Annotated in this window: 21 protein-coding genes; 8 read left to right on the forward strand and 13 right to left on the reverse strand. The window is 51.8% G+C overall.

Annotated elements, in window-relative coordinates; translation table 11 throughout:
• Nucleotides 1–46: 46 nt before the first annotated feature.
• The 13 genes from Pelsub_RS01230 to Pelsub_RS01290 form a co-directional block, all read right to left on the reverse strand.
• Nucleotides 47–2,512, reverse strand: coding sequence for an alpha-ketoacid dehydrogenase subunit alpha/beta (locus Pelsub_RS01230; RefSeq protein ID WP_116225261.1), 2,466 nt, complete (start codon nt 2,510–2,512; stop codon nt 47–49).
• Between the two features lie 30 nt (nt 2,513–2,542).
• Nucleotides 2,543–3,907 (reverse strand): dihydrolipoyl dehydrogenase, encoded by a 1,365-nt coding sequence (gene lpdA, locus Pelsub_RS01235; protein ID WP_174233242.1) that lies wholly within the window; start codon nt 3,905–3,907, stop codon nt 2,543–2,545.
• A 10-nt stretch (nt 3,908–3,917) separates the two neighbouring features.
• Nucleotides 3,918–5,165 (reverse strand): dihydrolipoamide acetyltransferase family protein, encoded by a 1,248-nt coding sequence (locus tag Pelsub_RS01240; RefSeq protein WP_116225263.1) that lies wholly within the window; start codon nt 5,163–5,165, stop codon nt 3,918–3,920.
• A 100-nt stretch (nt 5,166–5,265) separates the two neighbouring features.
• Entirely contained in the window at nt 5,266–5,697 is a 432-nt protein-coding gene (locus tag Pelsub_RS01245; protein ID WP_116225264.1) for a PTS sugar transporter subunit IIA, read from the reverse strand.
• Nucleotides 5,694–6,686: a transketolase family protein gene (locus tag Pelsub_RS01250; protein WP_158674922.1), complete on the reverse strand. Its 993-nt coding sequence runs from the start codon at nt 6,684–6,686 to the stop codon at nt 5,694–5,696. The genes Pelsub_RS01245 and Pelsub_RS01250 overlap by 4 nt, the downstream gene beginning before the upstream one ends.
• A complete protein-coding gene (locus Pelsub_RS01255; protein WP_198418376.1) occupies nt 6,676–7,563 on the reverse strand; it encodes a transketolase in 888 nt (295 codons plus the stop codon). Before Pelsub_RS01255 ends, Pelsub_RS01250 begins: the two co-directional genes overlap by 11 nt.
• 15 nt (nt 7,564–7,578) lie before the next feature.
• On the reverse strand, nt 7,579–8,433 hold the full coding sequence (locus tag Pelsub_RS01260; RefSeq protein WP_116225266.1) for an SDR family oxidoreductase: 855 nt from the start codon (nt 8,431–8,433) through the stop codon (nt 7,579–7,581).
• Between the two features lie 182 nt (nt 8,434–8,615).
• The gene (locus Pelsub_RS01265) at nt 8,616–9,392 is read right to left on the reverse strand and encodes a DeoR/GlpR family DNA-binding transcription regulator (protein WP_116225267.1); all 777 of its coding nucleotides are present in this window, start codon (nt 9,390–9,392) and stop codon (nt 8,616–8,618) included.
• Nucleotides 9,393–9,536: 144 nt separating this feature from the next.
• Nucleotides 9,537–9,851, reverse strand: coding sequence for a PTS fructose transporter subunit IIB (locus tag Pelsub_RS01270; protein WP_116225268.1), 315 nt, complete (start codon nt 9,849–9,851; stop codon nt 9,537–9,539).
• Between the two features lie 31 nt (nt 9,852–9,882).
• Nucleotides 9,883–10,656: an SDR family NAD(P)-dependent oxidoreductase gene (locus Pelsub_RS01275; RefSeq protein WP_116225269.1), complete on the reverse strand. Its 774-nt coding sequence runs from the start codon at nt 10,654–10,656 to the stop codon at nt 9,883–9,885.
• 111 nt (nt 10,657–10,767) lie between these two features.
• The gene (locus Pelsub_RS01280) at nt 10,768–11,796 is read right to left on the reverse strand and encodes a PTS fructose transporter subunit IIC (RefSeq protein ID WP_116225270.1); all 1,029 of its coding nucleotides are present in this window, start codon (nt 11,794–11,796) and stop codon (nt 10,768–10,770) included.
• A gap of 335 nt (nt 11,797–12,131) precedes the next feature.
• Nucleotides 12,132–13,058: a glycyl-radical enzyme activating protein gene (locus Pelsub_RS01285; protein WP_116225271.1), complete on the reverse strand. Its 927-nt coding sequence runs from the start codon at nt 13,056–13,058 to the stop codon at nt 12,132–12,134.
• Between the two features lie 28 nt (nt 13,059–13,086).
• Nucleotides 13,087–15,492 carry a glycyl radical protein gene (locus Pelsub_RS01290; protein WP_116225435.1) on the reverse strand — a complete coding sequence of 802 codons (2,406 nt, stop codon included), beginning with the start codon at nt 15,490–15,492 and terminating at the stop codon, nt 13,087–13,089.
• 151 nt (nt 15,493–15,643) lie between these two features.
• Between Pelsub_RS01290 and Pelsub_RS01295 the strand changes: the two genes are divergently transcribed.
• The 8 genes from Pelsub_RS01295 (at nt 15,644) to dnaN (ending at nt 24,297) form a co-directional block, all read left to right on the forward strand.
• Nucleotides 15,644–16,471, forward strand: coding sequence for an MBL fold metallo-hydrolase (locus tag Pelsub_RS01295; RefSeq protein ID WP_116225272.1), 828 nt, complete (start codon nt 15,644–15,646; stop codon nt 16,469–16,471).
• 91 nt (nt 16,472–16,562) lie between these two features.
• Nucleotides 16,563–17,579, forward strand: a complete 1,017-nt coding sequence (locus Pelsub_RS01300) for a sugar phosphate nucleotidyltransferase (RefSeq protein WP_116225273.1) — start codon at nt 16,563–16,565, stop codon at nt 17,577–17,579.
• Nucleotides 17,564–17,800, forward strand: coding sequence for a hypothetical protein (locus Pelsub_RS01305; RefSeq protein WP_116225274.1), 237 nt, complete (start codon nt 17,564–17,566; stop codon nt 17,798–17,800). Before Pelsub_RS01300 ends, Pelsub_RS01305 begins: the two co-directional genes overlap by 16 nt.
• Before the next feature lie 18 nt (nt 17,801–17,818).
• Entirely contained in the window at nt 17,819–18,979 is a 1,161-nt protein-coding gene (locus tag Pelsub_RS01310; protein ID WP_116225275.1) for a pyridoxal phosphate-dependent aminotransferase, read from the forward strand.
• 109 nt (nt 18,980–19,088) lie between these two features.
• Nucleotides 19,089–19,478, forward strand: a complete 390-nt coding sequence (locus Pelsub_RS01315) for a GxxExxY protein (RefSeq protein WP_116225276.1) — start codon at nt 19,089–19,091, stop codon at nt 19,476–19,478.
• A 41-nt stretch (nt 19,479–19,519) separates the two neighbouring features.
• Nucleotides 19,520–20,968: an Asp-tRNA(Asn)/Glu-tRNA(Gln) amidotransferase subunit GatB gene (gene gatB, locus Pelsub_RS01320; RefSeq protein WP_116225277.1), complete on the forward strand. Its 1,449-nt coding sequence runs from the start codon at nt 19,520–19,522 to the stop codon at nt 20,966–20,968.
• Nucleotides 20,969–21,239: 271 nt separating this feature from the next.
• Entirely contained in the window at nt 21,240–22,526 is a 1,287-nt protein-coding gene (locus tag Pelsub_RS01325; protein WP_116225278.1) for a Glu/Leu/Phe/Val family dehydrogenase, read from the forward strand.
• Nucleotides 22,527–23,169: 643 nt separating this feature from the next.
• Nucleotides 23,170–24,297 carry a DNA polymerase III subunit beta gene (dnaN, locus tag Pelsub_RS01330; protein WP_116225279.1) on the forward strand — a complete coding sequence of 376 codons (1,128 nt, stop codon included), beginning with the start codon at nt 23,170–23,172 and terminating at the stop codon, nt 24,295–24,297.
• Nucleotides 24,298–24,358: the final 61 nt, after the last annotated feature.

Consider the following 24,358-nt stretch of genomic DNA (forward strand, 5'->3'; position numbering starts at 1 on the left):
AAATTAACAAGGGCAGATCTGAGATTCTGCCCTTGTCTTGACTTGGTTAGACGCCGAATTTGCTTCGGCGGATTTGGTCAACGTCGCTATAGTTACACGTAACCGTGTGGCCCTCAAGTGGAAGGATTTTTTGATGAATGGCATCCAAAATCCATTCCGGCTGCGGGAAGAACTCGGTATCATACTCGTAAGCCGGTGAAATCCAATTCTTGGCGCCCACAATCGCCGGCGGGGCATCCAGGTAGTCAAACGCCAGCTGGGTAATGTTGGCAGCCATGTCATTCAGGAAACTACCGCGCGTGCAGGCATCGCTGAGCAGGAGAATCTTGCCGGTCTTTTTCACCGACTCGATGACCGGCTCATAATTGAACGGGACCAGACTGCGCGCATCGATGATTTCGGTCGAGAGATTGTGTCTTTCCTCCAGCATCTGAGCCGCTTCAATAGCCCGGTAAAGCGTCGCGCCGATATTCAGAATCGTGATGTCGCTTCCAGCCCGCTTGATGTCCGGTTCTCCCATAGGAACTTCGTAATATCCTTCGGGAACGCCGCCCTCGTGGAAAAACTCGCCAATGTCATAGGTGCGTTGGCTTTCAAAATAGACGACCGGATCGGAGCCCATCAGAGCTGAATTCATGAGTCCTTTGGCGTCATAAGGGGTAGCCGGGAAGACAACTTTCAATCCGGGGATATGGGCGATAAGGCTGGACCAATCCTGCGAATGTTGGGCACCATATTTCGCCCCGACAGAAACGCGAATCACCACCGGCATTTTGATTAACCCGGCGCTCATCGATTGCCATTTGGCCAGTTGGTTGAAAATCTCATCACCGGCGCGCCCGATAAAATCGTTGTACATCAACTCAACCACCGCACGCCCGCCGGCCATACCATAGCCGACGCCCGCACCCACCATGGCAGCTTCGGAGATGGGTGAATTGAAGAAGCGATGATAAGGCAGCGATTCCGTGAGCCCGCGATATACCGCAAAAGGTCCGCCCCAATCGCGCAAATCTTCGCCATAGGAAATCAAGGTCGGGTCGGTGTAGAACTTATCCAAAATCGCTTCAAAGATACCGTCGCGCACGTTATAGACACGGGTTTTCGAAAGCAATACGCCATCCTTATCCAGCGCAAAACGGGATTTCTTTTCAATTTGCTTAACGCGGGGATTTTCCGCGCGATCGATTAAGACGTCACACGGACGGTCTTCCATTTTCTCAATTTTCAAATTGGAGAACATTATTTTTTCAACGAAGTCCGGATTCTTCTTAAAGTCTACATGCGGTGAGACTTCCGGATCTGTTGCCAGAAGGAACATGTTTTCAACCCGCTTTTGAGCAAACTGCTGAATCTCTTCCACTTTCTTTTTGGTGGCTACTTTGGCGCTAATCAGTTGTTCGGCGAAAGTCTTCACGGGATCGTATTTTTCCCATACCTCGATTTCCTCCTGCGTACGATACGAGGAAGCATCCGAAGGCGAGTGCCCGCTGTAGCGGTAGGAAACGATATCCAGCATACAAGGCCCTTCACCGCTGACTGCCAATTCCTTCTTCCTGCGGTAAGCGTCAATAACCGCCAGGGGATTAAACCCATCCACCCGTTCCGTATGGAGTTGGCTGGGGCTGATGCCGGCGCCGATACGCGCCAATTCGCGATAGGCCATCGTCTCGCCGCAAGTCTGCCCGCCCATGCCATAGCTGTTGTTGGTAAAGTTGAAAATTATCGGCAGTCCGCCTTTATATTCCTTTTCCCAAAGCTGGTTGAACTGATCCATGGCAGCGAAATTGAGGGACTCCCATACCTGTCCGCAGCCTACCGAGCCATCGCCTGAATTAACGACAACAATGCCTTTTTTCTGGTTGCATTTTTTGAATAAAGCCACACCAACGCCAATGGGGGCCGAACCACCTACGATGGCATTGTTCGGGTAAATTCCAAAAGGCAGGAAGAAAGCATGCATTGAGCCGCCCAACCCGTGGCTAAAGCCGTTGGCCTTCGCAAACAATTCGCAAATAGCGCCGTACAGGAAGAAATTCTCCGCCAGCGATTGAGTCGTTTCGGCACTATTTTCCACGGCCTTTAATAGTTTGCCCTCTGAGAAGTTTTCCATGATTGTTTTCAGTTCATCATCGGAAAGCTTGCGGATGGCTGAGAAGGCTTTGGCGATCACTTCATGGTGGCTGCGGTGATTGCCGAGAATGTAATCGTTCCTGTCCAACAGGAAAGCCTGCCCGACCGCCACGGATTCCTCACCCATAGACAAATGAGCCGGGCCCGGATAAGTGAACTCGCGCCCGCAATAGACACCCTGCTTTTTGATTGAATTCAGCATGATCTCGAACTGCCGGATAGTAAGCATATCTGCATACATGTTGAGCAATTCTTCATCCGAATAATTGGCGCGTTCTTCTGCAATCCCTTTTTTATACTGGTTCATGGGAATATCGGTAAAGGTCAAGCTGCCTGAAGCTCGCATCTTTACCGGATCAACAAACTGACTTTTTGGCATTTCTTATCTCCTTGTAACCTAAATAATTCTTTACAACTGGTAAATCGCTTCGCGAATAATTTCACTGACAGTGGGATGCGGAAATACAAATTGCTTGATTTTCTCCAGGGGAAGCTGCATTTCTATCAACATGCCCGCCCCATAGATAATTTCAGAGGCTGAATTTCCGACCATATGAATTCCAAGAATACGGTCATTCTTCTTGTCATACACAACCTTGCAGAAGCCGTTTCCGCCCTCATTCTCCGCCATATAGCGGCCACTGTACTGCATGGGCAATTTGACCGTTTTCACGCTAAAGCCTTTCTGCCGGGCGGAATCTTCGCTTTCACCCACAAAAGCCACTTCGGGATTGGTGTAAATCACTCCGGGTATGGCGTTGTAGTTGACGCGGTCCGGTTTTCCAAGCATGTGGTTGACGCTCACTTCCGCCTCACGATAAGCGGTGTGCGCCAGCATCGAACGGCCGTTGACATCTCCGGCTGCGTACACATTGGGGATATTTGTCTGCATGGATTCACCGGTCAGGATGGCGCCGCACTGGGTGTAGACATCCAAGGTCTCCAAGCCAAGGCTTTCAATTGAAGGGCGCCGCCCAACAGACAGCAGCACTTTATCCGCGGAAATGGTTTTACTGTTCCCTCCCTCCTGAAAAGTAACCCCGTTCGCAGACAGCGAGGTAACTTTACAGCCGGTATGGAAGGTAATGCCTTTCTTTTCGTAATTGCCGCGCAGCAAAGCAGCAACTTCCTTATCCAGGCTCCCGCCTATATCCTCCAACATTTCAACCACGGTGACATGGCAATCGGCAGAATTGAAATAAGAAGCCAATTCAAGCCCAATCACGCCGCCGCCAATTACCACCAATTCGTGTGGAAGTTCTGCTAATTGGAATACCTCACGGTTCGTCATGACAAAACCGCTCGCCAACCCTTCTTTAACACCGGGGATGGGCGGCACAACAGCCTGCGAACCGGTGGCAATCAGCAGCCGCCCGGCCTCCCAGGTTTGCCCCCCGGCAGCCACATTAAAACCGGAGGCGGATTTACCGGTAATTTTGGCGTCCTCCCGAACGATTTCCACCTTTAATTTTTTCAGTGTAGTTTCCACGCCGGAAACAAGCGCACGAACGACCTTGTCTTTCCGCTTGATGACAAAGGCATGGTCAAGGGCAGCTTCACTGGTAGAGACACCATATTTTTGGCCGTCGTGTTTGGCATAGTCGTAAATCTTGGCGGAATTCAATAATGTCTTTGAGGGAATACATCCCTCATTCAAACACACACCGCCAACAGATTTCTTCTCAAAACAAACCACTGAAAATCCTGCCTGGGCAGCGCGTTCGGCTGCCAGGTAACCGGCAGGACCGGCACCCAGTACTATTAAATCGACCATTATTTTTCCTTTACTTCACAAACAGCAAACTGAATGATTCCAGATTTTCCTGAAGCTTCATTAAGAATCGCGAAGCAGGAGCGCCATCGATTGCCCGATGGTCATACGTCAGGGATAATCCCATGGCCGGATATACCCTGATTTGTCCATTAACTTCACGAACACGCTGAATAATCGTGTTGACGCCCAAAATGCCTGTTTGAGGCGGATTGATGATGGGGGTAAAGTGTTCAATGTGCAGATTTCCCAGATTGCTAATCGTAAAAGTTCCACCCTGCAGCAATTCGGGGCTGATGTTCCCATTTTGGCATTTGGCCGCCAATTCCTTGCTCTGCGCAGCCAACTCCCGCAGAGATAATTTATCCGCTGCGAAAATGGTCGGCACCATTAAACCCCGCGGCGTATCCACAGCCACGCCCAAATTCACCTGACGGAAAAGCCGGATGCTGTCCTCCAGCAGGTGCGCATTGAGCTCCGGGAATTCCAGCAGTGTATGCGCCACCGCAAAAAGCACCATATCATTCAGGGTTATACCCGCCAGACCTGCATCCGCATCCTTCTTGAACTTCGCCCGCAATGCCATAATCTCGGTCGCATCAAACGACAAAGTATGCGTCAACTGAGGGATGGTTGCCAGAGAGGCGGCCATGTTTTTGGCGATTACCTTGCGGATATTTGTCAGTTTGACATCGGTATATGGTTCTCCGGAGATACCAACCGGGGATTTTTGAGCGCTCCCTGTTGAAACACCTTCAGCCGCACTCGCTCGCACATCCCGCTCAATGACACGGCCATTCGGGCCGGTTCCCGCCAAACCTTCGGTAGGTACCGACATGGTTTTTGCGAGCATGCGCGCACGCGGAGAAATATGCTGCTGTCCATCCGGTTTAATCTCAATCTCTACCGGTTGGGCCGCCGCAGGTGAACCTTTTTCCACTGGGACTTCTTTTACCGGATTATTTTGCTGAGGGAGAGCGGCCTTGCTGCTAGCTTCAGGTTTGAAAGCCGAAATATCTTCGCCTTCTTCGCCAATCACACATACGTTTACCATCACCGGCACATCATCGTTTTCATTGAAGAAGACTGCCAATAAAGTACCATCCTGAGGAGAGACTTCCTCAAAAGCGGATTTGTCGGTTTCATAGGAAAAAAGGACTTCCCCTTTTTTCACCTTTTCACCAACCTTTTTATTCCATTCGGTTAAGATACAAGTTTCCACCGAGATACCCGATTTGGGCATTAGTACACCAGTTGCCATTTTTTGTTCCCAATTTCCTTTCCGCAATTATTCCGTGTTGTACAAACCTTCCCGTTTGAGTAAGAGAAGCCTGCAAATTTTACAACCAACTGATCAGAGGTCATTCATCAAGTAAAGAAAGTATTTCTTCGCATTCCGTACAATTATCCAAAGCAATACGCAGTTCTTCTTTCATGATCTTGCGGGCCACTTTGGCCAGCATAGCCAGATGCACCTTGCTAGGCTCTGATTCCGGCACCGCAATTCCGAAAATCATATGGACATATTCATCGTTCCAGGGAATTTCCTTCTTTAGCCGCATAAACATTAATGTAGCTTCCTTCACCGCATCCGTTCTTCCATGCGGGATCGCGGTGGAAAAACCCACGTTGGTCGGAGCCTCAGCTTCCCGATGATACAGTTCCTCGATATATAAAGCCTTATCATTCAAACGGCCGGCAGATTCTGCCAAGTCGGCCAATGCATGCAGGACTTCATCTTTGTTTTCAGCTTCGTAATCCAGAATCACCAAACTTTTGTCAATCAAGCTCATGCGCCGGGTCTCCTTTTTTGCTTGCGAGAAATTGCTCTTTTTGCCGCCGCGGCAATATCCTGAGCTGTTAATTTATACCTTTTCTTTAGTGATTCCAAATCACCCACTTCGCCAAAAGCATCCCGAATACCAACCATCTCCAAAGGCGCGGCCTCGTTTTCTGCCATCACTTCCGATACCGCCGACCCCAATCCGCCCAGCACATTCTGGTTTTCGGCTGTTACCAGGCAGCCGGTTTCACGCACGGCATCCACAATTGCCTCCCGGTCGATGGGCTTCAGCGTAAACATATCTATCAACCCCGCCCGGATTCCCTCAAGCGCCAAAAGGGCGACGGCTGCCTGCGCCTCTTTGAGGCATAAATGCCCCTGGGCAATGATGGTTACATCGCTCCCGCCGCACAATTTTACAGCTTTACCAATTTCAAAGGTTGAACCGTTTTCATAGAAACGGATATCCCCTTTGCGTTCCCAGCGGATGTAGAACATGCCCGGCAGATCTTTCGCCATGCGCAGCACCTGTTCGCCCTGCAGCATATCCGAAGGTTCAACCACAGTCATTTCGGGAACCGCCCGCATCACCGCGGCATCCTCGAAAGCCATGTGCGATCCGCCGTTTATTGTAGCGGTAACACCCGGCATGGCGCCTATCATCAAGACATGCGCACCCCCAAACGCGCCTGAAAGAAAAGCCTGGTCCAAGACCTTGCGAGCCGCAAAACAGCAGAACGTATACGTAAACGGCACTTTGTCTTTAAAGCTCAGGCCGCAAGCAATTCCAAGCATGTTGGCCTCGGCTATACCGACATTGATATAGCGATTGGGATACTTGTTGATAATTTCCGGCGGCAGCATCTTTCCCAGGCCCACATCCGCGTCCATGGCAATCACCCGCAGGTCTTCCTCCATAAATGCGCCCAGGCAGCGCCCCAGGGTATCGGCCATGGATTCCTCAGCAGGAGTACCGGGCTGAGCCAAATTAATTTTCATTGACATGCCCTCGCTCTCGCTTATCGTTTAAATCATCAATTCTGGTTTCAAGTATTTTTACGGCTGCAACAGCTTGTTCTGTGTTTACGGTTATGTTGTGGTTATCGGCCATTTGCTCGGCAAACGAGCAGCCCTTGCCTTTTATGGTATCCAGAATGATCACGGACGGCTTGAACGTGTTCTGTTTGGCTTGTCTGATCGCAACGTCGATTTGCGCCAGGTCATGCCCATTGACTTCAAAAACATCAAACCCGAAATCCTTGAATTTCCGGCCAAGATCTCCCACATCATTGATTTTTTTCAGTTCACCGCTGCACTGCCGTTTATTATTGTCTACCAGGACAATCAAGCGGTTGAGAATGTGATTCCCGGCGAACATGGCCGCCTCCCAAACCTGACCTTCCTGACATTCCCCATCCCCCATGACGCAGTAAACATAGCTGTCGCGGCCATCCAACCGATCCGCCATAGCCAACCCGACCGCAACGGATAATCCCTGTCCCAGCGAGCCTGTGCTGACGTCAACGCCGGGCGTCAAACGCGCATGCACATGGCTGGGAAGGTTCGAGCCGATCTGGTTCATGCGTTTCAGCCACTCTTGAGGGAAAAATCCTTTAATTGCCAAAGCAGCATAAAGGGCGGGACCCGAATGCCCCTTGGAATATACCAACCGATCGCGCATCTTCCATTTGGGGTTGGCCGGGTCATACCGCATGGCGCTGCCATAAAGGACGGCTACCGCATCCGCGATGGACATACTGCCGCCTACATGGCCTTTTCCGACCGCCGCGATCATTTCGATTGTTTTGATGCGAATCTGAGCCGCGAAGATTTCGAGATCGATCAACTCCGCATTGGACAAACAAGGACTATTCAAAGCACGATCCTTCGGTTAGAGTTTGTAAGAGAATTCCTTAATACATTTCGTGAGCGAGTTAACGCTTTCATCAAAATGAAAGCCCAGCGATTGAATTTTTCCGGTATCCAGCCGATCATCGCGTTTAGGGCCATGAGTTTTGATCAGCAAATCGTTTATGCGAGATTCCAAACCCAATTCCCGAAAGATATGACAGGTTATGTCGTAGCGGCTTAAATCGTTCCGGCTGCCTACATGATAGGTATCAAAGGGCAGGGAAAATAATTTATCGAATTGGTCAATCACATCATAAACATAGGTAAATCCGCGGAATTCATTATCGGTGACTTCGGCCGGTTGGCCTTTTAACGCAATCTGGATTGCATTCCATAAAACATTGGGGTTCATGCTGCAGCCGCGTTCGGGCAGCCCATAAAGCCAGGTGAATCTCAGGACCCAAAGTTCGTCCAGCACTTCCCTCAGCTTTTTCTCGGCTTCAACTTTATTCTGTCCATAAACAGTATCCGGCACCGGAATATCCGTTTCTTTATATGGACCGCTCTCAGGATTGCCATTGAATATCTGTTCGGTGCTCAACAATACCATCTTCGCGTTTACAGCGCCGGCTGCTTTGGCAATATTTAATGCCCCCTGGACATTAATTAAATGAGCTTTATCGGGATGTTCATTGCAAAATTCGGTTACCGGGATAGCCGCGGTATGAATAATATAATCCGGCTGGACTTGCGTGATCAGTTGATGCACTGCTTTTTCATCGGTAATATCGGTATCATCCTTATCCGTACCGTAAACATCATATATATCCTGATAATGTTTACAAAATCTGGTTCCAAAAAAGCCTTTTGCGCCGGTAATTAATATTTTTTTCATTATTCCACATTAATCCACAATCATTATTGATTGTTATTGTTTTGTCATATTTTACCAATGATTTATCGTGTTGTAAAGGAATTCCAGGCAGGCGAATACCCAAAACGGGAATTAAACGCAAAAGACAACAACGCTGATGTTGCTGTCTTTTGATGATGTGCTTATGGCTCTATCGGTTGATATTAGATAGTTGTTATATCAAAATCCTTTAATTGATCCAGCAAATCTTTGGGGTTCAGCTCGGTAATGATCGTGTCAATCTGGCTCAGCTCGCCAAACTTGTAACTGGTCTTTTTGCCAAGCTTGCTGGAGAGGCATACCAATATGGCGTCTTTTGAAATTCCGATTAATTCCGATTTTATTTCAGCGTCTTCAAAATTATCCAACATCAGGTCGCCGGTAGACAGGTCGATCGCCACCACGCCGATAAATGTTTTGTCAAAGTAGAAATTTCCCAAAACGCGCAAAGCGCTGATGCCCGTAAATCCCGCAACTTCGGCGTTGTAATCCCCGCCCGGGCAAATCAGTTTGATGTTTGGGTTGACAGACAGTGAAGTAAGGATACTGAGGCAGTTCGAAACCACGGTAATATGCTTGTCTGATTTCGCCAGCTTTTCTGCCAGCAGTACGTTGGTGCTGGAAGCGTCAATGTAAATGACCTCGTCATTTTCAATAATGTTCAGGGCTTTTTCGGCGATAATCTCTTTCAAAGAGACATCCTGATGCAAGCGCGTATCAAAGCGGGCGGTACGGACTTTCCCATTCAACAGCCCTTGCTCTTCTTTAAGCAAAGCGCCCCCATAAATACGCTCAATCAGCCCCTGATTTTCCAGCTTTTTTAGGTCTTTCCGGATCGAGTCTTCGGAAATATCGAATATTTCGCAAAGTTCGTTAACGTACACCTTGCCATCACGCTTGACCATTTCCCGGATTTTTCCTAATCTTTCCTGAGCAAGCATGAACCATCCTCCATATGTATTATTCTTTCAACCTGGAAACTCGTATTAATAATTATAGCGCAAAGGCATTAGCGCACTTGCGCCGTAAGCATGAGTAAGTTTTGAAATCCGCAAGAAAATATCTAATATTTCGCGCCTGTTTTTTCAGGCAATTCCCAATTCCGTGACAATATTTTCAATAATTTTCTCGGATTTTCGGATTGCGTCGTTGGAGCTGATGTAATAAACCGGTTTTCCGGAGAATCTTTCAACGTCGCGAATTTTCACATCGTTCGTTAAAATGACAAAATCCGCTGCAGCTACCTCCGCCGCGGTGATCGCATTTTCAATTCCCATTGCACCTTGAGTTTCCACCTTGATTGATGCTTTTCTTTTTTTTGCAGCACATTCCAATCCTTCACACGCCATGTAAGTATGCGCGACGCCCGAAGGGCAGGCGCAAACAGCTACGATATTCATTTATAAAGAACTCCTTTACGCAAAAAATAATTTAATAGCCACCGGTTACCATTAACGCCTGGCCGGTGATATTTTTTGACATATCCGAAACCAAAAACAGCACAGCGTTGGCAATATCTTCCTCTGTCTGCAAGCGGTCCATGGGAATCTTGCGAACCAACTCAGCCTGCATATCATCTGGATTATATCCTTTCAGGGAAATGTAATCATCCAGCTGTTTTTCCCACATCGGCGTGAAAACAATGCCCGGGCAGATGGCATTCACGTTGATATGATTTTTGGCAAATTCGTTCGCCACGCTTTGCGTGAGGCCAATTTCCCCAAACTTCGATGCGCTGTAAGATGCGAATCCTTTTGAACCAATCATTCCGGAACGCGAACTGATATTGACCACCTTGCCGTATCCGCGTTCCACCATGCCATTAATCACCTGCTGAATACATAAAAAGGCGCCGGTGAGATTTATTTCGATGGTTTTATCCCAAATCTCCTTGGTTGTTTTCATAAAAGGCATTGGGCGGCAAACACCTGCACTGTTCACCAATATATCCACCGGGCCTATGTTTTTTTGGATTATTTCAAATACCCGCTTAATATCACTTTCATCTGACAAATCTACCGGCTCATAATACGCCGCATGCCCACCCGCTTCAACAATCTCTTTTGTTTCCAACCCTCTTTTTTTATCATTATCAATGCCCACCACAACAACATTGAAATTGGCCAGTTTCTGCGAAATCTCTCTGCCAATTCCGCCGGCACTTCCCGTGATAACCGCAACTTTGTCCTTGAGTTCTTCAAACATGACTGCATTCCTTTATAATAAATTGAGGCAAACTAAGGTAACATTTATAAATAGAATCGGCAAATCACTTTGGAGCAGAGTAAATATACCTGTCCTGACGCGACACGATATTTACTCTGCTTCTACGTCCTCAACAACTTCTTTTTTCAATAAATTAACAGTAACAGCGGTAACCACACACCCAATCGCCAGGCACAGCAGGAAGATCAAAGGTTTGTTGATACCCGGCAGCGCAACGAAGCTGTCCCAGGCAATGGTGCTTTCGAGGCCTAAAGCCGCAGCCAAACCACCGCCCACCGCAGAGCCAAGCATAACGCTGGGGATAACGCGCAGCGGATCCTTCACAGCAAAGGGGATAGCGCCTTCGGTAATGCCAACGCAGCCCATCAGCAGCGAGCTGATGCCCATGGTCTGTTCTTTTTGGGTGTATTTCTTTTTATTCAGCAAAACAGCGAGTGCCATTCCCAGAGGCGGGGTGGCGCAAGCGACCGTGTTGATACCCTGCGGCCAGTAAATACCTTCGTTCATCATGCCCATGCTGAAGGTATAAGCAGTTTTGTTCATTGCACCGCCCATATCGAAGGCGTACATCATACCGTTGATGATGCCGAATAAGAATTTACTGCCGCCGCTCATGCCCTTCAGGAAATTGGATAATGAGGTCATCAGTGACGCAATAGGCGTTCCAATTACCCAATAAATCAAACCGCCGGCGACAAAAGAACCCAATATCGGAATAACGAAGATAGGCATAATGCTGGCGATTTCCTGCTTTACTTTGATTTGCTTCAGCAGAATAACAACACAACCCGCCAGCACACCACCGATCATAGCGCCAATGAAACCTGCGCCGATCGAGTTAGCCAAATAAGCAGCGATAATACCAGGTGCGATACCGGGCCTGTCGGCCATTGAATACGCAATATAGCCGCCCATGATCGGGATAAACAGGGTTAGGCCAGCAATACCAATGGTTGCCAATCCGCCCGGGAATCCTTCGGTTGGGGTTGCAGCATGGCCGCTCAGGATGACGCCAAAAGCGAACAGCATACCGCCGGCCACGACAACAGGGATCATGTAAGAAACGCCTGTCATCAAGTGCTTTGGAAATTCTTTTAAACTTTTTAATACCTCATTCATATCTTTATCTCCTTTATCAATATTTAGTTACCTTAGTTTGCCTACTCAACCAGTAATATTTACAACTGAATTAATTCCTATATATTTATTGTTTAACCTATATTCCATCCTAATATGTCGCATATTCTACCATATTATTATTGTTTAATCAATATTTAGCTTGTTATTTCGTGTTTGTTCGGTTATTTTAATGGAAACAAAGACAACCGGACAGGATCTTAGCCTCTCCGAATGCAATTCCCGGATCATACAGGAAGAATATTTAGATTGAAATTGAATTTATGAAAATAACGCGGCCTGAAAAGTAATTGGCCCCGGCTTTATACTTGCTGGTGTCATCCCCCGATGGTGGTCTTGATGCCGTAGCTGCGCACCAAAGCTTCGATCTCAGCCAGGCGTTCCTCGCTGTATTCCTGTACTTCCATGAGGGAGTAATCCAGCCCCAGGCGCGCGTACTTGCCAATGCCGTAGCGGTGATAGGGCAGCAGGTCCACCTGCTGTACGGTGTCCAGTTCGCTGACAATCTGCATGCGGCCCTTGATCTCCTCGTCGGAATCGTTCAGGCCGGGGATGAGCACCAGGCGCACGTGCATGGGCATGCCGTGCTGAGCCAGCAGCTGGGCGTTCATGACGATCACGTCATTCTCCTGACCGGTCAGCTGGCGGTGCAGATTGTGGTCGGCGGCCTTGATGTCGTACAGCACCAGGTCAATGTAAGGCAGCACTTCCTCAAAGCGGCACCAGCCCACGTGCCCGGCGGTATCCAGCGCGGTGTGGATGCCTTCGTTCTTCAGGTTGCGGGCCACCTGGGCCACAAAACCGGCCTGCCAGAGCGGCTCACCGCCCGAGAAGGTCACCCCGCCGTTGGAGGTCTGGTAGAAGACGCGGTCCTTAAGCACTTCTTTAGTAACTTCTTCCACCGTCACAAATTTGCCGGCAATTTCCAGCGCGCTGTTAGGGCAAGCATCCACGCACACCCCGCAGCCATCGCATTTGAGATGGTCAACCCACACGTACCCCGCTTCATCGAAGGACAGGGCTTCTTTGGGGCTGGCCGACAGGCAGGTGCCGCAGTGGGCGCACTTCTCGCGTGAATACAGCAGGTCGGGCACCGGGCGGATGAGTTCGGGATTGGAACACCACAGGCAGCCCAACGGGCAGCCCTTGAAGAAAACGGTATCGCGGATGCCGGGGCCGTCCTTGGTAGAGTATTTTTGAACAGTCGAAATCAGACCCCGCGCGGGGTTATACATGGGTAACATAACGCGCTCGATTATATCCTATCGCGGCTTACAAGCCCTGCTGTTCGGTGCGGGCGATGATGGCGTCCTGCACTTCGGGGATGAGCGAGGTGAACAGGGCACAGTAACCCGCCACGCGCACCATCAGGTTAGGGTGCTTTTCCGGGTGCAGGCGCGCGTCGCGCAGCTCGGCGGAATCCACGATGTTGAACTGGATGTGGAAATTGCCCAGCAAGCGGTTGGCCTCCAACAGCGCGATGAACTTCTCCAAATTATCGTCGCCCTTGAGCACATTGGGCGAGAATTTCATGTTGAGCAGCTGCCCGCCGGCCATGCGCTGGTTGGGCAGCTTGGAGACCGATTTGAGCACGGCGGTGGGGCCCTGCTTATCGGCACCCAGGCAGGGTGAAGCGCCCTCGTTGACCGGCTGGCCGGCATAGCGGCCGTCGGGCGTGGCGCCCACGTCCATGCCGTAGGGCACGTAAGAGGAAATGTTGGAGGTGGACATGGTGTAACCGCAGCCGATCGGCCCCTGGCCGTAGCGCGCGTTGTGATAGCCGGGCAGCAAGTCCAGGTAGGAGTCGTACACGTCCGCCACGATCTCGTCCACGTAATCCTCATCGTTGCCGAACTTGGGTACGGCCAGCGCCAGTTTGCGGATCTTCTGGTTCTCGGCGCCCTCCCAGTTGGCGTCCAACGCGGCGCGCAGCTGCTCGAAGGTGACAGATTGGTCGTCAAAGACCAGCTTCCTGACCACCGCCAGCGCGTCGCCGATGATAGAGGTGCCGATGGTGGACTGGCTGACGAAATCGAACTCGCCGCCGCCGTTCTTGAGAGTCTTGCCGCGCTCGATGCTCTTATCCACCAGGGAAGAGCCGAAGGGGTCGGCATCGAAGACCTTCAGGTGGCGGTCGCAGATGGCGTCGCTTTCCACGGCCAGGTCGGTATAGAACTTGAGGAATTTTTTCCAGGCCTCCCAGACCTCGTCATAGGAGTTGAAGTGCACCTCGCGGCCAGATTGGCCGTTGACCGACATCAGTTGAATGCCGGAGGCTGGGTCGGTGCCGTTGTTGAGCACGATTTCCAAAATCTTGCCGAAATTGATGTAGGTCATGCCGGTGGCGCGGTGGCCCCAGCGGCCGGGGATGGCCACTTCCACGCAACCCATGGAGGCGTAGTCACGCGCGACCTCCTCTGGCAGGCCGATGGACATCATGGCCGGGATCACAGTCTCGTCCGCAAAGAGCGAGGGCATGCCGAAGCCTTCACGGATCAGGCGCGCGGATTCGTTCAGCAGGGCGCGCGGACTGCCGGCCCAGTAGCGCACCGACAGGTTGGGTTCGGGCAAGCGCGTCAGGTCCATGGCGCGCAGGGACAGGTAGGTAACCGGGTTGGTACCGTCGGTCCCGTCGGCTTTCATACCGCCCACCATCAGGTTGGAATAGAGCGGGTAGCCCACGCCAAATTCGGTGTGGTCCCAGGGGCGCACTTTGTTGAGCGAGTTCAGCTTAATAAAGAAGAGTGTGATCAATTCGAGGGCTTGCGGATTGGTCAGGCGCCCGGCTTCGATATCCGCTTGATAGTAAGGGTAAACGTACTGGTCAAAACGACCGAAAGAGAAGGAGTGGCCGTTGCTTTCGATCATCATGATCAGGTGGCAGTAGTAGACCACCTGCAGGGCTTCGTGGAAGGATTGGGCTTTGCCTTCGAAGATGCGCCGGTTGACCGCCGCGATCTGTTCCAGCTCGGCCTTGCGCTGCGGATCGCTTTCCTGCCTGGCCATTTCCTCGGCTAGTTCGGCATAGCGGCGCGCGAAGTGGATGGCCGCTCCCAGGGAGATCTCGGCAGCCTGGTAAAAATCGCGCTGTTCTTCCGTCAGATCATCCCGCTGCAAGTTTTCCTGGACTTGTTTTTGCAAGCCGCGGTAGCCCAGGGCCAGCACCTTTTCGTGATTTGGAATGATGTGCCCGTCGCCGGACATGGAGATGCCGCCGCGGTGGATGACGTTCTGGCGCTGGGCGGCCATGTTGGTTTCGGAAATATCGGCATAGACAGCTTCCTGGTGGGTCTTGCCCTGCCAGAACGCCTGGATGCCACGCAATTTTTCTTTCGTATCCTCGCTGATGGCGAACACATCGCCGCTGCGCTGGTCAAACCGGTCGAGCTCTTCAATGACCCAGTCGATGGAATATTCGGGGAAGATGGGCGCGGCGCGTACCTGGCCGGCCTGGTTGCCGACGATCAATTGGTCTTTCTCGATGAAGATGGACATGTTGGCAAGGATGCGCTCCAGCGCTTTGGCGCGCCGCAGCACCATGGGCTGTCCCTCGGTTTCGCGGTAGGACTCGGTGATGAGCAGGGCGCGTTCCGGGCAGATGGCAGGCACAGCCGCCATCAGGTCGGCGCGCACACGGCGCACGCGCGGGAAACCTTCGCCGCCATATTCGTAAAGCATGTTTTCGATTCCGGGGATTGCAGAGGACAATTGATCGGGTTTAGCCGTTACCATTATTACTCCTTCCATGCACAGTCGGATATATAATGACTAATTATATCCAATTTGTTTATTTTAGAATCAGTCTTGTTCGTATAAATAAAGATTTCAAATGAATTATCAACTACGCTGGCTGGGCAATGCCGGATTTGAGTTCCAATTAGGGCAGACGACCCTGATTGTGGATCCTTTCCTGACACGCCCGCATTTTATCCAAACCTATTTCGGTCATGTCGCACCGGATGAAGCCGCGCTGCATAAGCACATCCCGCGCTGCGACGCCATCCTGGTCACGCACGCGCACTTCGACCACTGCATGGACGCGCCCGCCATTGCCCTGCGCACGGGCACAAGGGTGCACGGCTCGGCCAACACCTGCCGGCTGATGCAGGCGGCCGGGCTGCCGGCGGCGCAAACGAACGAGATTGCCGGCGGCGACAGATTTTCAATCAACGATATTCGCGTCAGCGTGCTGCCGGCGGCGCATCCCTGGATACCGGGCTATACCTTCGGCAAGCTGCGGCGCGAGCTGGAATTTCCGCTGCTTTTGCGCGACTACCGCATGGACGCTTGCTTTAGTTACCTGCTGGAATTCGAAGGCACGCGCATTTTGGTATGGAGCAGCACCCAACCGGACGGCGCCCCGCGCGCCGACCTGCTCACCTGCCGGGCAGTCTCCAGCCAGCGCTGGTATGACACACTGCTCCGGCAAACACAGTCCAGCCTGGTGCTGCCGCAGCACTGGGACGATACCTACCAGCCGCTGTCGGACGAGCCGCAGCCCTTCTTCAGCGCGCCGCGTTTGGGCATGCCGCCCATCGGGCGCATCGACCTGGCGGATTTCTCCGCGCGCGTGCGTGAGGCCGCACCGGACTGCGCCATCCTGGTGCCCGATATCTTCAAAGCGTATTCCATCCACCCACCTTGCCGCACTGCCTGAGACATTGCCGCACCCATTAAGCTGATTTTTTCGCAATTCCGCATTGTTCTATCCTGTTGTACAATCATACAAAATCCTCAAGGAGGGCCGCTTGAAAGAAACCTATACCATCGCAATCCCCATGGCCGGATTGGGCACCCGCATGCGACCGCAAACCTGGAGCAAACCCAAACCGCTCATCCATCTGGCCGGACGCACCGTGCTCGATTACGTGCTGGACCAGTTCAGCTCGCTGCCGCGTTTTTCGGACGCGCAATTCGTGCTGATCCTGGGACCCAACCAGGAAGAACAGGTGGATGAATACATCCGCACGCACCACGCTGAAAAGAAGATCAGCTACGTGATCCAGGAAGAAATGCGCGGGCAATCCGACGCGCTCTACCTGGCGCGCGAATATCTACAGGGACCGATGTTGATGGCTTTCTCAGACACCCTGATCGAAACCGATCTGGCTTTTCTGGATCATGAAGAATTGGACGGGGTAGCCTGGGTGAAAGCCGTGCCCGACCCGCGCCGCTTTGGCGTGGCCGAGGTCGGCAAAGACGGGCAGACCATCACGCGCCTGATCGAAAAACCCAAAGAAATCAGCAACAACCTGGCCGTGGTCGGGTTCTACTACTTCCGCGACGGCTCCGCCCTGATGGACGCGATCGCCGAACAAATTGAAAAAGACGTCTCTTTAAATGGAGAGTATTTTCTGGTGGACGCTATCAACCTTTTGATAGGCAAGGGCGCGCACATGCGCGTGCAGCCGGTGGACGTATGGCTGGACGCCGGTAAGCCGGAAGCGCTGCTGGAAACCAACCGCTACCTGCTGGAGCACAATCATAACAATGACGATGTGTCTGAAAAGCGCGAAGGCATTCTGGTGCGCCCGCCGGTTTATATCCATCCGGATGCGCAGCTGCAAGACAGCGTGATCGGCCCATATGTGTCCATCGGCAAGGAAGCCACCATTCAGCATTCCGTTCTGCGCAACAGCATCGTGGAACAGGGCGCGCACATTTCCAACATGGTGCTGGAAGATTCCCTGATCGGCCGCAACGCAGGCATCAAAGGCCGCCCCGAAATTATGAATATCGGAGATAATTCTTGGATCGAGATTTAACGCCGGAAGTAATCGCGCACGCAGGCTATTCGGCCTGCGACCGTCCCGAAGCGGTGGTATGGGAAGGCAGCCGCCAGCCCATCAACCGCATTCTCAGGGAATGGCGCGAACCAGGCGGCAAGCATTACCTGGTGGAAACCAGTCAAGGACTGCAATTCAATCTGACATTAGCAGAACCCAGCCAACGCTGGCTGATGAGCCAGGTCAGGATCAGAAAATAAAAACCTAAGGATGACAATATGGCAAAATCTTACCTTTCCGACCGCGTCGCGCAACTGAAACCTTCCGGGATCCGCAAATTCTTCGATATTGCCGCTTCCATGAAGGAAGTGATCTCATTGGGCATCGGCGAACCCGATTTCACTTCGCCTGCGCCGATCGTACAGGCTGGTATTCAATCGTTGAATGACAGCGAAACCCATTACACTGCCAATCGCGGTATCCTGCCGCTGCGCACGGCGATTAGCGAACATCTGGAAAAGATGTACGACGTCAGCTATGACCCGCAGGACGAAGTGGTCGCCACGGTGGGCGGTTCGGAAGCGCTGCTGCTGGCGATTTCCGCTTTGTTGAACCCGGGCGACGAAGTGCTGGTTCCCACGCCCTGTTTCGTTTCTTATCAGGGCATCATTTTGCTGGCCGGCGGCGTTTCGGTGGAAGTACCCAGCCGCATGGAAAACAACTTTGTGCCCGATCCCAAGGAGCTGGAAGCGGCCATCACACCCAGGACCAAAGCTATTCTGATCAACTTCCCATCCAACCCGACCGGTGCCATCGCGGAACGCGAAACACTGCTGGAGATTGCCAAGATAGCCGAGAAACACGACCTGATCGTCATTTCGGATGAAATCTACGACCGCCTGGTTTACGGCGGACAGCACGTGTGCTTTCCCGCGCTGCCGGGTATGCGCGAACGCACCATCCTGATCGGCGGTTTCTCCAAGGACTACGCCATGACCGGTTGGCGCATCGGTTACGCATGCGCCCCGCGCGAGATTATGGACGGCATGGCGCGTATCCACCAGTACGTCATCATGACCGCCCCGACCATGGCGCAATTTGCCGCGCTGGAAGGACTGAAATCCTGTGAAAGTTACGTACTGGACATGGTGAAAGAATACGACCGGCGGCGCAAGCTGGTGGTGGAAGGTTTCAACTATATCGGCCTGCCCACCTTCGAGCCGCGCGGCGCTTTTTACGCTTTCCCCCAGGTGAGTGTGACCGGCATGAACGACGAAGAGTTCGCCAACCGCCTGTTGACAGAGAAAGAGGTAGCCGTGGTGCCCGGTTCTGCCTTCGGCCCCGGCGGCGAAGGTTTTGTGCGCTGCTCCTACGCGACTGCCTACGACCAATTGGAGGAAGCTCTGGATCGCATCCACCAGTTCGTCAAATCTATTTAGTTCAATTAGCCACAGATGAACACAGGTCTTATCTCGATAGGATCTGTGTTCTCATATATCTTATTGGGGAACCACAGATAAACACAGATTCACACAGATATTTTCTTCGATGACAGATGGACCGCTTGTAGAATTAGAAAAGTTAAACCGAATAACAGAGAAAATCATCGGATGTGCGTACACAGTTAGCAATACTTTAGGCATTGGTTTTCTCGAAAAAGTATATGAAAATGCTCTTGCGGTCGAGTTAAGAAAAAACGATCTCAAATTTATCCAGCAGGCACCCATCGAAGTAACTTATAAAGGTTTTATTGTCGGGGATTACGTTGCAGATCTTTTAGTGGAAGATGCAGTTCTGGTAGAATTGAAAGCTGTAAAAACACTGGATGAAAATCATCTGGCCCAATGCATAAATTATTTAAAATCGAGCAATTATGGCGTATGCTTATTAATTAATTTTGGTACCAAGCGCATACAAATTAAAAGAATCATTAATTAAATCATCCGTGTTTATCTGCGTTCATCTGTGGTTAGAAAATTATGAATTATATTGCTGACATTGGATTAGAAGTACATGTGGAGCTGGCAACCAACTCCAAGATGTTCTGTTCGTGCGCCGTGGTGGATCCCACCGCGACCGCGCCCAACACCTCGGTCTGCCCGGTGTGCTGCGGCATGCCCGGCGTGCTGCCGGTGATCAACCGCAACGCGGTCGAGCTGGCCATCAAAGCCGGCCTGGCGCTCAACTGCACTATCGCCGAAACCAGCATCTTCGCGCGCAAGAACTATTTCTACCCCGACCTGCCCAAGGGCTATCAAATTTCACAATATGAATATCCACTGGCGTATAAGGGGTATATGCTTATCCGCACCTCCGCAGGCGAGCGGAAAATCCGCGTAACCCGCGCCCACCTGGAAGAGGATACCGGCAAATTAACCCATGTGAATGAGAACGGCGAAACCTATTCGCTGGTCGATCTCAACCGCGCGGGTGTGCCCCTATTGGAAATTGTAAGCGAGCCGGATCTGCACACCGTGGAAGAAGTAAAAGCCTACAGCCACGAGCTGCGTTTGCTGCTGCGCTGGCTGGGCGTGAGCAGCGGCGACATGGAGAAGGGCAGCATGCGTTTCGAAGCCAACCTGTCCATGCGCCCGGAAGGTTGCGAAGAATTGGGCACGCGCGTGGAAGTCAAAAATCTGAACAGTTTCCGCGCCATGGAGCAAGCCATCCTGTACCAAATGGACGTCCAACGCGAAACACTCTCCAGCGGCGGGAAAGTTAAGCAGCAAACCCTGGGCTGGAATGAAACCACCGGCAAGACCGTCATCCAGCGCAGCAAGGAAGACGCCAACGATTACCGCTACTTCCCTGAACCCGATTTGCCGCCCCTGGTGGTGGACGCGGCCTGGCTGGACAGCATCAAGAAAAACATGCCGGAACTGCCGGACATCAAACGCGCGCGCTACGCGCAGGAGCTGGGTCTCCTCCAGGAAGATATCGACCGGTTGGTTGACGATAAGAATACCTGCCAGTTCTATGAAGATTGCCTGGCCGCAGCACCCCGGCTCTCCCCCAAGAATATCGTCAACTGGATGCTGACCGACTTGTTTGCCTGGCTCAACCTGAACGGTGTCGCGCTGGAAAGCGTGGATCCCAAATCCTTCGTGCAGCTGGTGGAATTAGTCGACCAGGGCACCATCAACCAAAGTACCGGCAAAGAAGTACTGGCTGAGATGCTTGCGAGCGGCAAGTCCGCCGAGGAAATCATCGACGCCAAAGGGCTGCACCAAATATCCGACAGCAATTTGATCACCGACCTGGTGCAGGGCGTCTTGCAAGCCAATCCCAACGAGGTGCAGGCGTATCTTTCCGGCAAGGAAACGCTGGCCAACTGGATGTTCGGGCAGGTCATGCGCGAAGCCAAGGGCAAAGCCAACCCGCAGGTGGTCAAAGCGGAATTGCAGCGCCAATTGGATGCTTTAAAATAAGCAGCACTTTCCTACCTAAAGCTAAACATCCGGATACCATTTTCCGGATGTTTTATTTTACATTTATTGCTTTGCGCCACTATTTATCATTATTATTGAAATAATACCATTATTTGTGATATATTACTGCCATTATTTCGATTGTAGAGGACATTCATCATCTTGACGATGAATGAAGAAATCTTAAACTATAGTCAGAAACAACAAATTTATACAAAGAAGCGGAAAAAATAATGATAACGAGTTTATGCAAATTCGAGGAGAATTTAAGATGAACGCTACGACCAATGCCTTTCAAATGGCGCAGCAACAATTCGACCAGGTTGCCAATCAACTGAACCTGGATCAGCAAGTACGTGAATATTTGCGCTGGCCGCTGCGAGAATTTCATTTTCGTATTCCCGTGCGCATGGATAACGGTTTGATCCGCGTGTTCAACGGATTCCGCGTGCAGCACAACGACGCCATCGGCCCTTGCAAGGGCGGCATCCGTTTCCACCCTTCCGAGACTGTCGACACCGTACGCGCCCTGGCCACCTGGATGACCTGGAAGTGCGCGGTTGCCAACATCCCGCTGGGCGGCGGCAAGGGCGGCGTGATCGTCGACCCGGCCACACTGACCAATAGCGAGAAAGAGCGCCTGTGCCGCGGCTACATCCAGCAGGTATGGCGTGAGATCGGACCGCGCCAGGACGTACCCGCTCCGGACGTGGGCACCACCCCGCAAATGATGGGCTGGATGATGGATGAGTATTCCAAGCTGGCGGGCGAATATACCCCCGGCGTAATCACCGGCAAACCGGTGGGCGGCGGCGGTTCGCTGGGCCGCACGGAAGCCACCGGTTACGGCGTGATCTACAACCTGCGCGAGGCTATGCAGCGCCTCAAGATCGACCCCTCCAAGTGCAGCGCGGCCATCCAGGGCTTCGGCAACGTGGCCCAATACGCCGCCATCGGTTTCACCGAGCTGCTGAAGGGCAAGGTCATGGCCGTCTCCTATTGGGACCGCGACGACCGCACCGGCTATACGGTCAGCAATGCCAAGGGCATCGACCCGCACTTCCTGATGAGCATTACCGACCAATACGGTTCAATCAACAAAGACAAAGCCAAAGCGGAAGGGTACCAGATTGAAGACGCCAACGCCTGGATTACCAAGGACGTGGACGTGCTCATCCCGGCCGCCATCGAAGGGCAAATCAATGCCGAAACAGTCGAGTTGATTTCCGATAAAGTACGCATTATTGCGGAAGGCGCCAACGGCCCCACTACGCTGGAAGCCGACGAGCAGGTCAAGAAGCGCGGCGTGTTCATGGTGCCGGATTTCCTGTGCAACGCCGGCGGCGTGACCGTCTCTTATTTTGAGAGCGTTCAAAACGACATGAATTACTACTGGACCAACAAAGAAGTGCTGGACCGGTTGGACGACAAGATCACCACCGCTTTCCACAGCGTGTATGAGGTCTACGAAAAAGAGCACGTTTATATGCGCGACGCGGCTTATATGGTGGCCATCAACCGGGTGGTCAAGGCCATGCAGCTGCGCGGCTGGATCTAAAAATTATTTTCTTCATGTCCATCCGGTTTATGGGTGGTTGCCAGAAGGTTAGAAATACGAAATACAGGCCAGCGTCCCGAGACGCTGGCTTTTAGTTAATCTACCTTGCCCCTCCCACTTATCCCTGAATTATCTCTCCATCCATGTCATCGCGAGAAGCTTCTGTTTCTTAGGAAGCGATGTTCGCGAAGCATTCCCTCCGGGGAAGGTGATCTCAGTTCTCTGTCTATATCTTCGCAATTATTCCGCATTATTCTCTTCTGAGTCTTCCCTTTTTCCGGCTGCTGAGATTGCTTCGATTTACTGACGTAAATCTCGCAATGACATTAATTTGGGCATTTTGTAATGGCATGGTGATACTTACTACCTTCTACCCGTATAGCAGGTGGTTTACTGTCTCCCTTGCTTCGCTCACTCAACTGACTTAAGTCACAAAAAAAAGGAACCTCCGCTTCCCCCAGGGGGATGTTACGCGGTCGATAAACTCAGGGCTGGCACTCTGGGAAGAGGTCCAGCCAACTTTTAAATCAGTGGAACTGGGACAACCAGTTCCGCTTTTTTGTCTTAAAATAAATACAATGGAAAAATATTGGTTCTCATTGTATACTCTTTCTGGAAACCTGGTTAAAGGAGGGTCCTGACTATGAAGCTGACAGTATCGCAAGCACAATTAGCCCACGGGCTGGGAGTTGTTTCGAGGGCGGTATCGCCCAGAAGCACGCTGCCTGTTCTTAACAATATCTTGATCGCCACCGACGACGGCCGCCTGCGCATTTCCGCTACCAATCTGGAATTAGGTATTACCTGTTGGATCGGGGCGCAAATCGAAGAAGAAGGCAGCATTACCATCCCCGCGCGCATTTTTGCGGACTTGATCAGTACGTTGCCGGGCGACAAAGTAAGCTTGTCCCTCACCGCCAGAACGCAATCCCTTAACATCCGCAGCGGTACATCCAATTTTGACATCAAGGGTATCGACGCACAGGAATTTCCGCCCATGCCGGTGCCGGATCTGTCCACCGGTGTAGAGCTGAACGTATCCGACTTCAAAGACATGATTCGTCAAGTCGGTTTTGCCGCCTCCTCGGATGAAGCCCGGCCGGTATTACAGGGTGTATTGATGGAGATCAATGACAACCAGATGTCGCTGGCCGCAACCGATGGTTTCCGTATTGCCGTACGCAATGCCGAACTATCCACCTCCTTAAGCAACCCGGTCAAAGTCATCATCCCGGCACGTTCGCTGGGTGAGCTGGCCCGCATTGCCACCGACGGCAACGAATCTTTCACCATGGTGGTACCGCAGGACCGCGGGCAGGTAATTTTCCATATGAAAGACGCCGAGCTGGTCACCCAATTAATTGAGGGGAACTTCCCGGATTACCGCGCCATCATCCCGCGCAGTTTCAAAACACGCACGGTCATTTCCACGGCGGAATTCCTGAAAGCCTGCCGCCAGGCGGAAATCATCGCCCGTGAAAGCAATTACGTCATTCGCCTGAACATCCAGCCGCAGGAAGGCGGCCCGGGCACGGTGGAATTCAGCACCCAATCCGAAGAGATGGGGTCCGGCGAAGTTGTGGTGGACGCCAACATTGAAGGCCCGGAATTATTAGTGGCTTTCAACGTGAGCTATCTGAGCGATGTACTGGAAGTGGTTGGCACTCCCAATACAATCCTGGAAACCAACGCCAATAACACACCCGGCATGATTTCGCCGATTGGTGATGAAAGCTACAAACACGTCATCATGCCGATGCACCTGGGATAATACCCGCCATTTATCGCATTAGCTGATCAGGTGTATTACAATTTGCATTCATCTTGAAATC

The sequence above is a fragment of the Pelolinea submarina genome (assembly GCF_003966975.1).
In the GTDB taxonomy this organism is placed as follows: Bacteria; Chloroflexota; Anaerolineae; order Anaerolineales; family Anaerolineaceae; genus Pelolinea; species Pelolinea submarina.

Bases quoted from the DNA above. Each gene is read 5' to 3' on its own strand.
- Pelsub_RS01230 (WP_116225261.1), bottom strand. From the start codon at position 2,512: ATGCCAAAAAGTCAGTTTGTTGATCCGGTAAAGATGCGAGCTTCAGGC.
- lpdA (WP_174233242.1), bottom strand. From the start codon at position 3,907: ATGGTCGATTTAATAGTACTGGGTGCCGGTCCTGCCGGTTACCTGGCA.
- Pelsub_RS01240 (WP_116225263.1), bottom strand. From the start codon at position 5,165: ATGGCAACTGGTGTACTAATGCCCAAATCGGGTATCTCGGTGGAAACT.
- Pelsub_RS01245 (WP_116225264.1), bottom strand. From the start codon at position 5,697: ATGAGCTTGATTGACAAAAGTTTGGTGATTCTGGATTACGAAGCTGAA.
- Pelsub_RS01250 (WP_158674922.1), bottom strand. From the start codon at position 6,686: ATGAAAATTAATTTGGCTCAGCCCGGTACTCCTGCTGAGGAATCCATG.
- Pelsub_RS01260 (WP_116225266.1), bottom strand. From the start codon at position 8,433: ATGAAAAAAATATTAATTACCGGCGCAAAAGGCTTTTTTGGAACCAGA.
- Pelsub_RS01265 (WP_116225267.1), bottom strand. From the start codon at position 9,392: ATGCTTGCTCAGGAAAGATTAGGAAAAATCCGGGAAATGGTCAAGCGT.
- Pelsub_RS01270 (WP_116225268.1), bottom strand. From the start codon at position 9,851: ATGAATATCGTAGCTGTTTGCGCCTGCCCTTCGGGCGTCGCGCATACT.
- Pelsub_RS01275 (WP_116225269.1), bottom strand. From the start codon at position 10,656: ATGTTTGAAGAACTCAAGGACAAAGTTGCGGTTATCACGGGAAGTGCC.
- Pelsub_RS01280 (WP_116225270.1), bottom strand. From the start codon at position 11,796: ATGAATGAGGTATTAAAAAGTTTAAAAGAATTTCCAAAGCACTTGATG.
- Pelsub_RS01285 (WP_116225271.1), bottom strand. From the start codon at position 13,058: ATGTTACCCATGTATAACCCCGCGCGGGGTCTGATTTCGACTGTTCAA.
- Pelsub_RS01290 (WP_116225435.1), bottom strand. From the start codon at position 15,492: ATGCTTTACGAATATGGCGGCGAAGGTTTCCCGCGCGTGCGCCGTGTG.
- Pelsub_RS01295 (WP_116225272.1), top strand. From the start codon at position 15,644: ATGAATTATCAACTACGCTGGCTGGGCAATGCCGGATTTGAGTTCCAA.
- Pelsub_RS01310 (WP_116225275.1), top strand. From the start codon at position 17,819: ATGGCAAAATCTTACCTTTCCGACCGCGTCGCGCAACTGAAACCTTCC.
- Pelsub_RS01315 (WP_116225276.1), top strand. From the start codon at position 19,089: ATGACAGATGGACCGCTTGTAGAATTAGAAAAGTTAAACCGAATAACA.
- gatB (WP_116225277.1), top strand. From the start codon at position 19,520: ATGAATTATATTGCTGACATTGGATTAGAAGTACATGTGGAGCTGGCA.
- Pelsub_RS01325 (WP_116225278.1), top strand. From the start codon at position 21,240: ATGAACGCTACGACCAATGCCTTTCAAATGGCGCAGCAACAATTCGAC.
- dnaN (WP_116225279.1), top strand. From the start codon at position 23,170: ATGAAGCTGACAGTATCGCAAGCACAATTAGCCCACGGGCTGGGAGTT.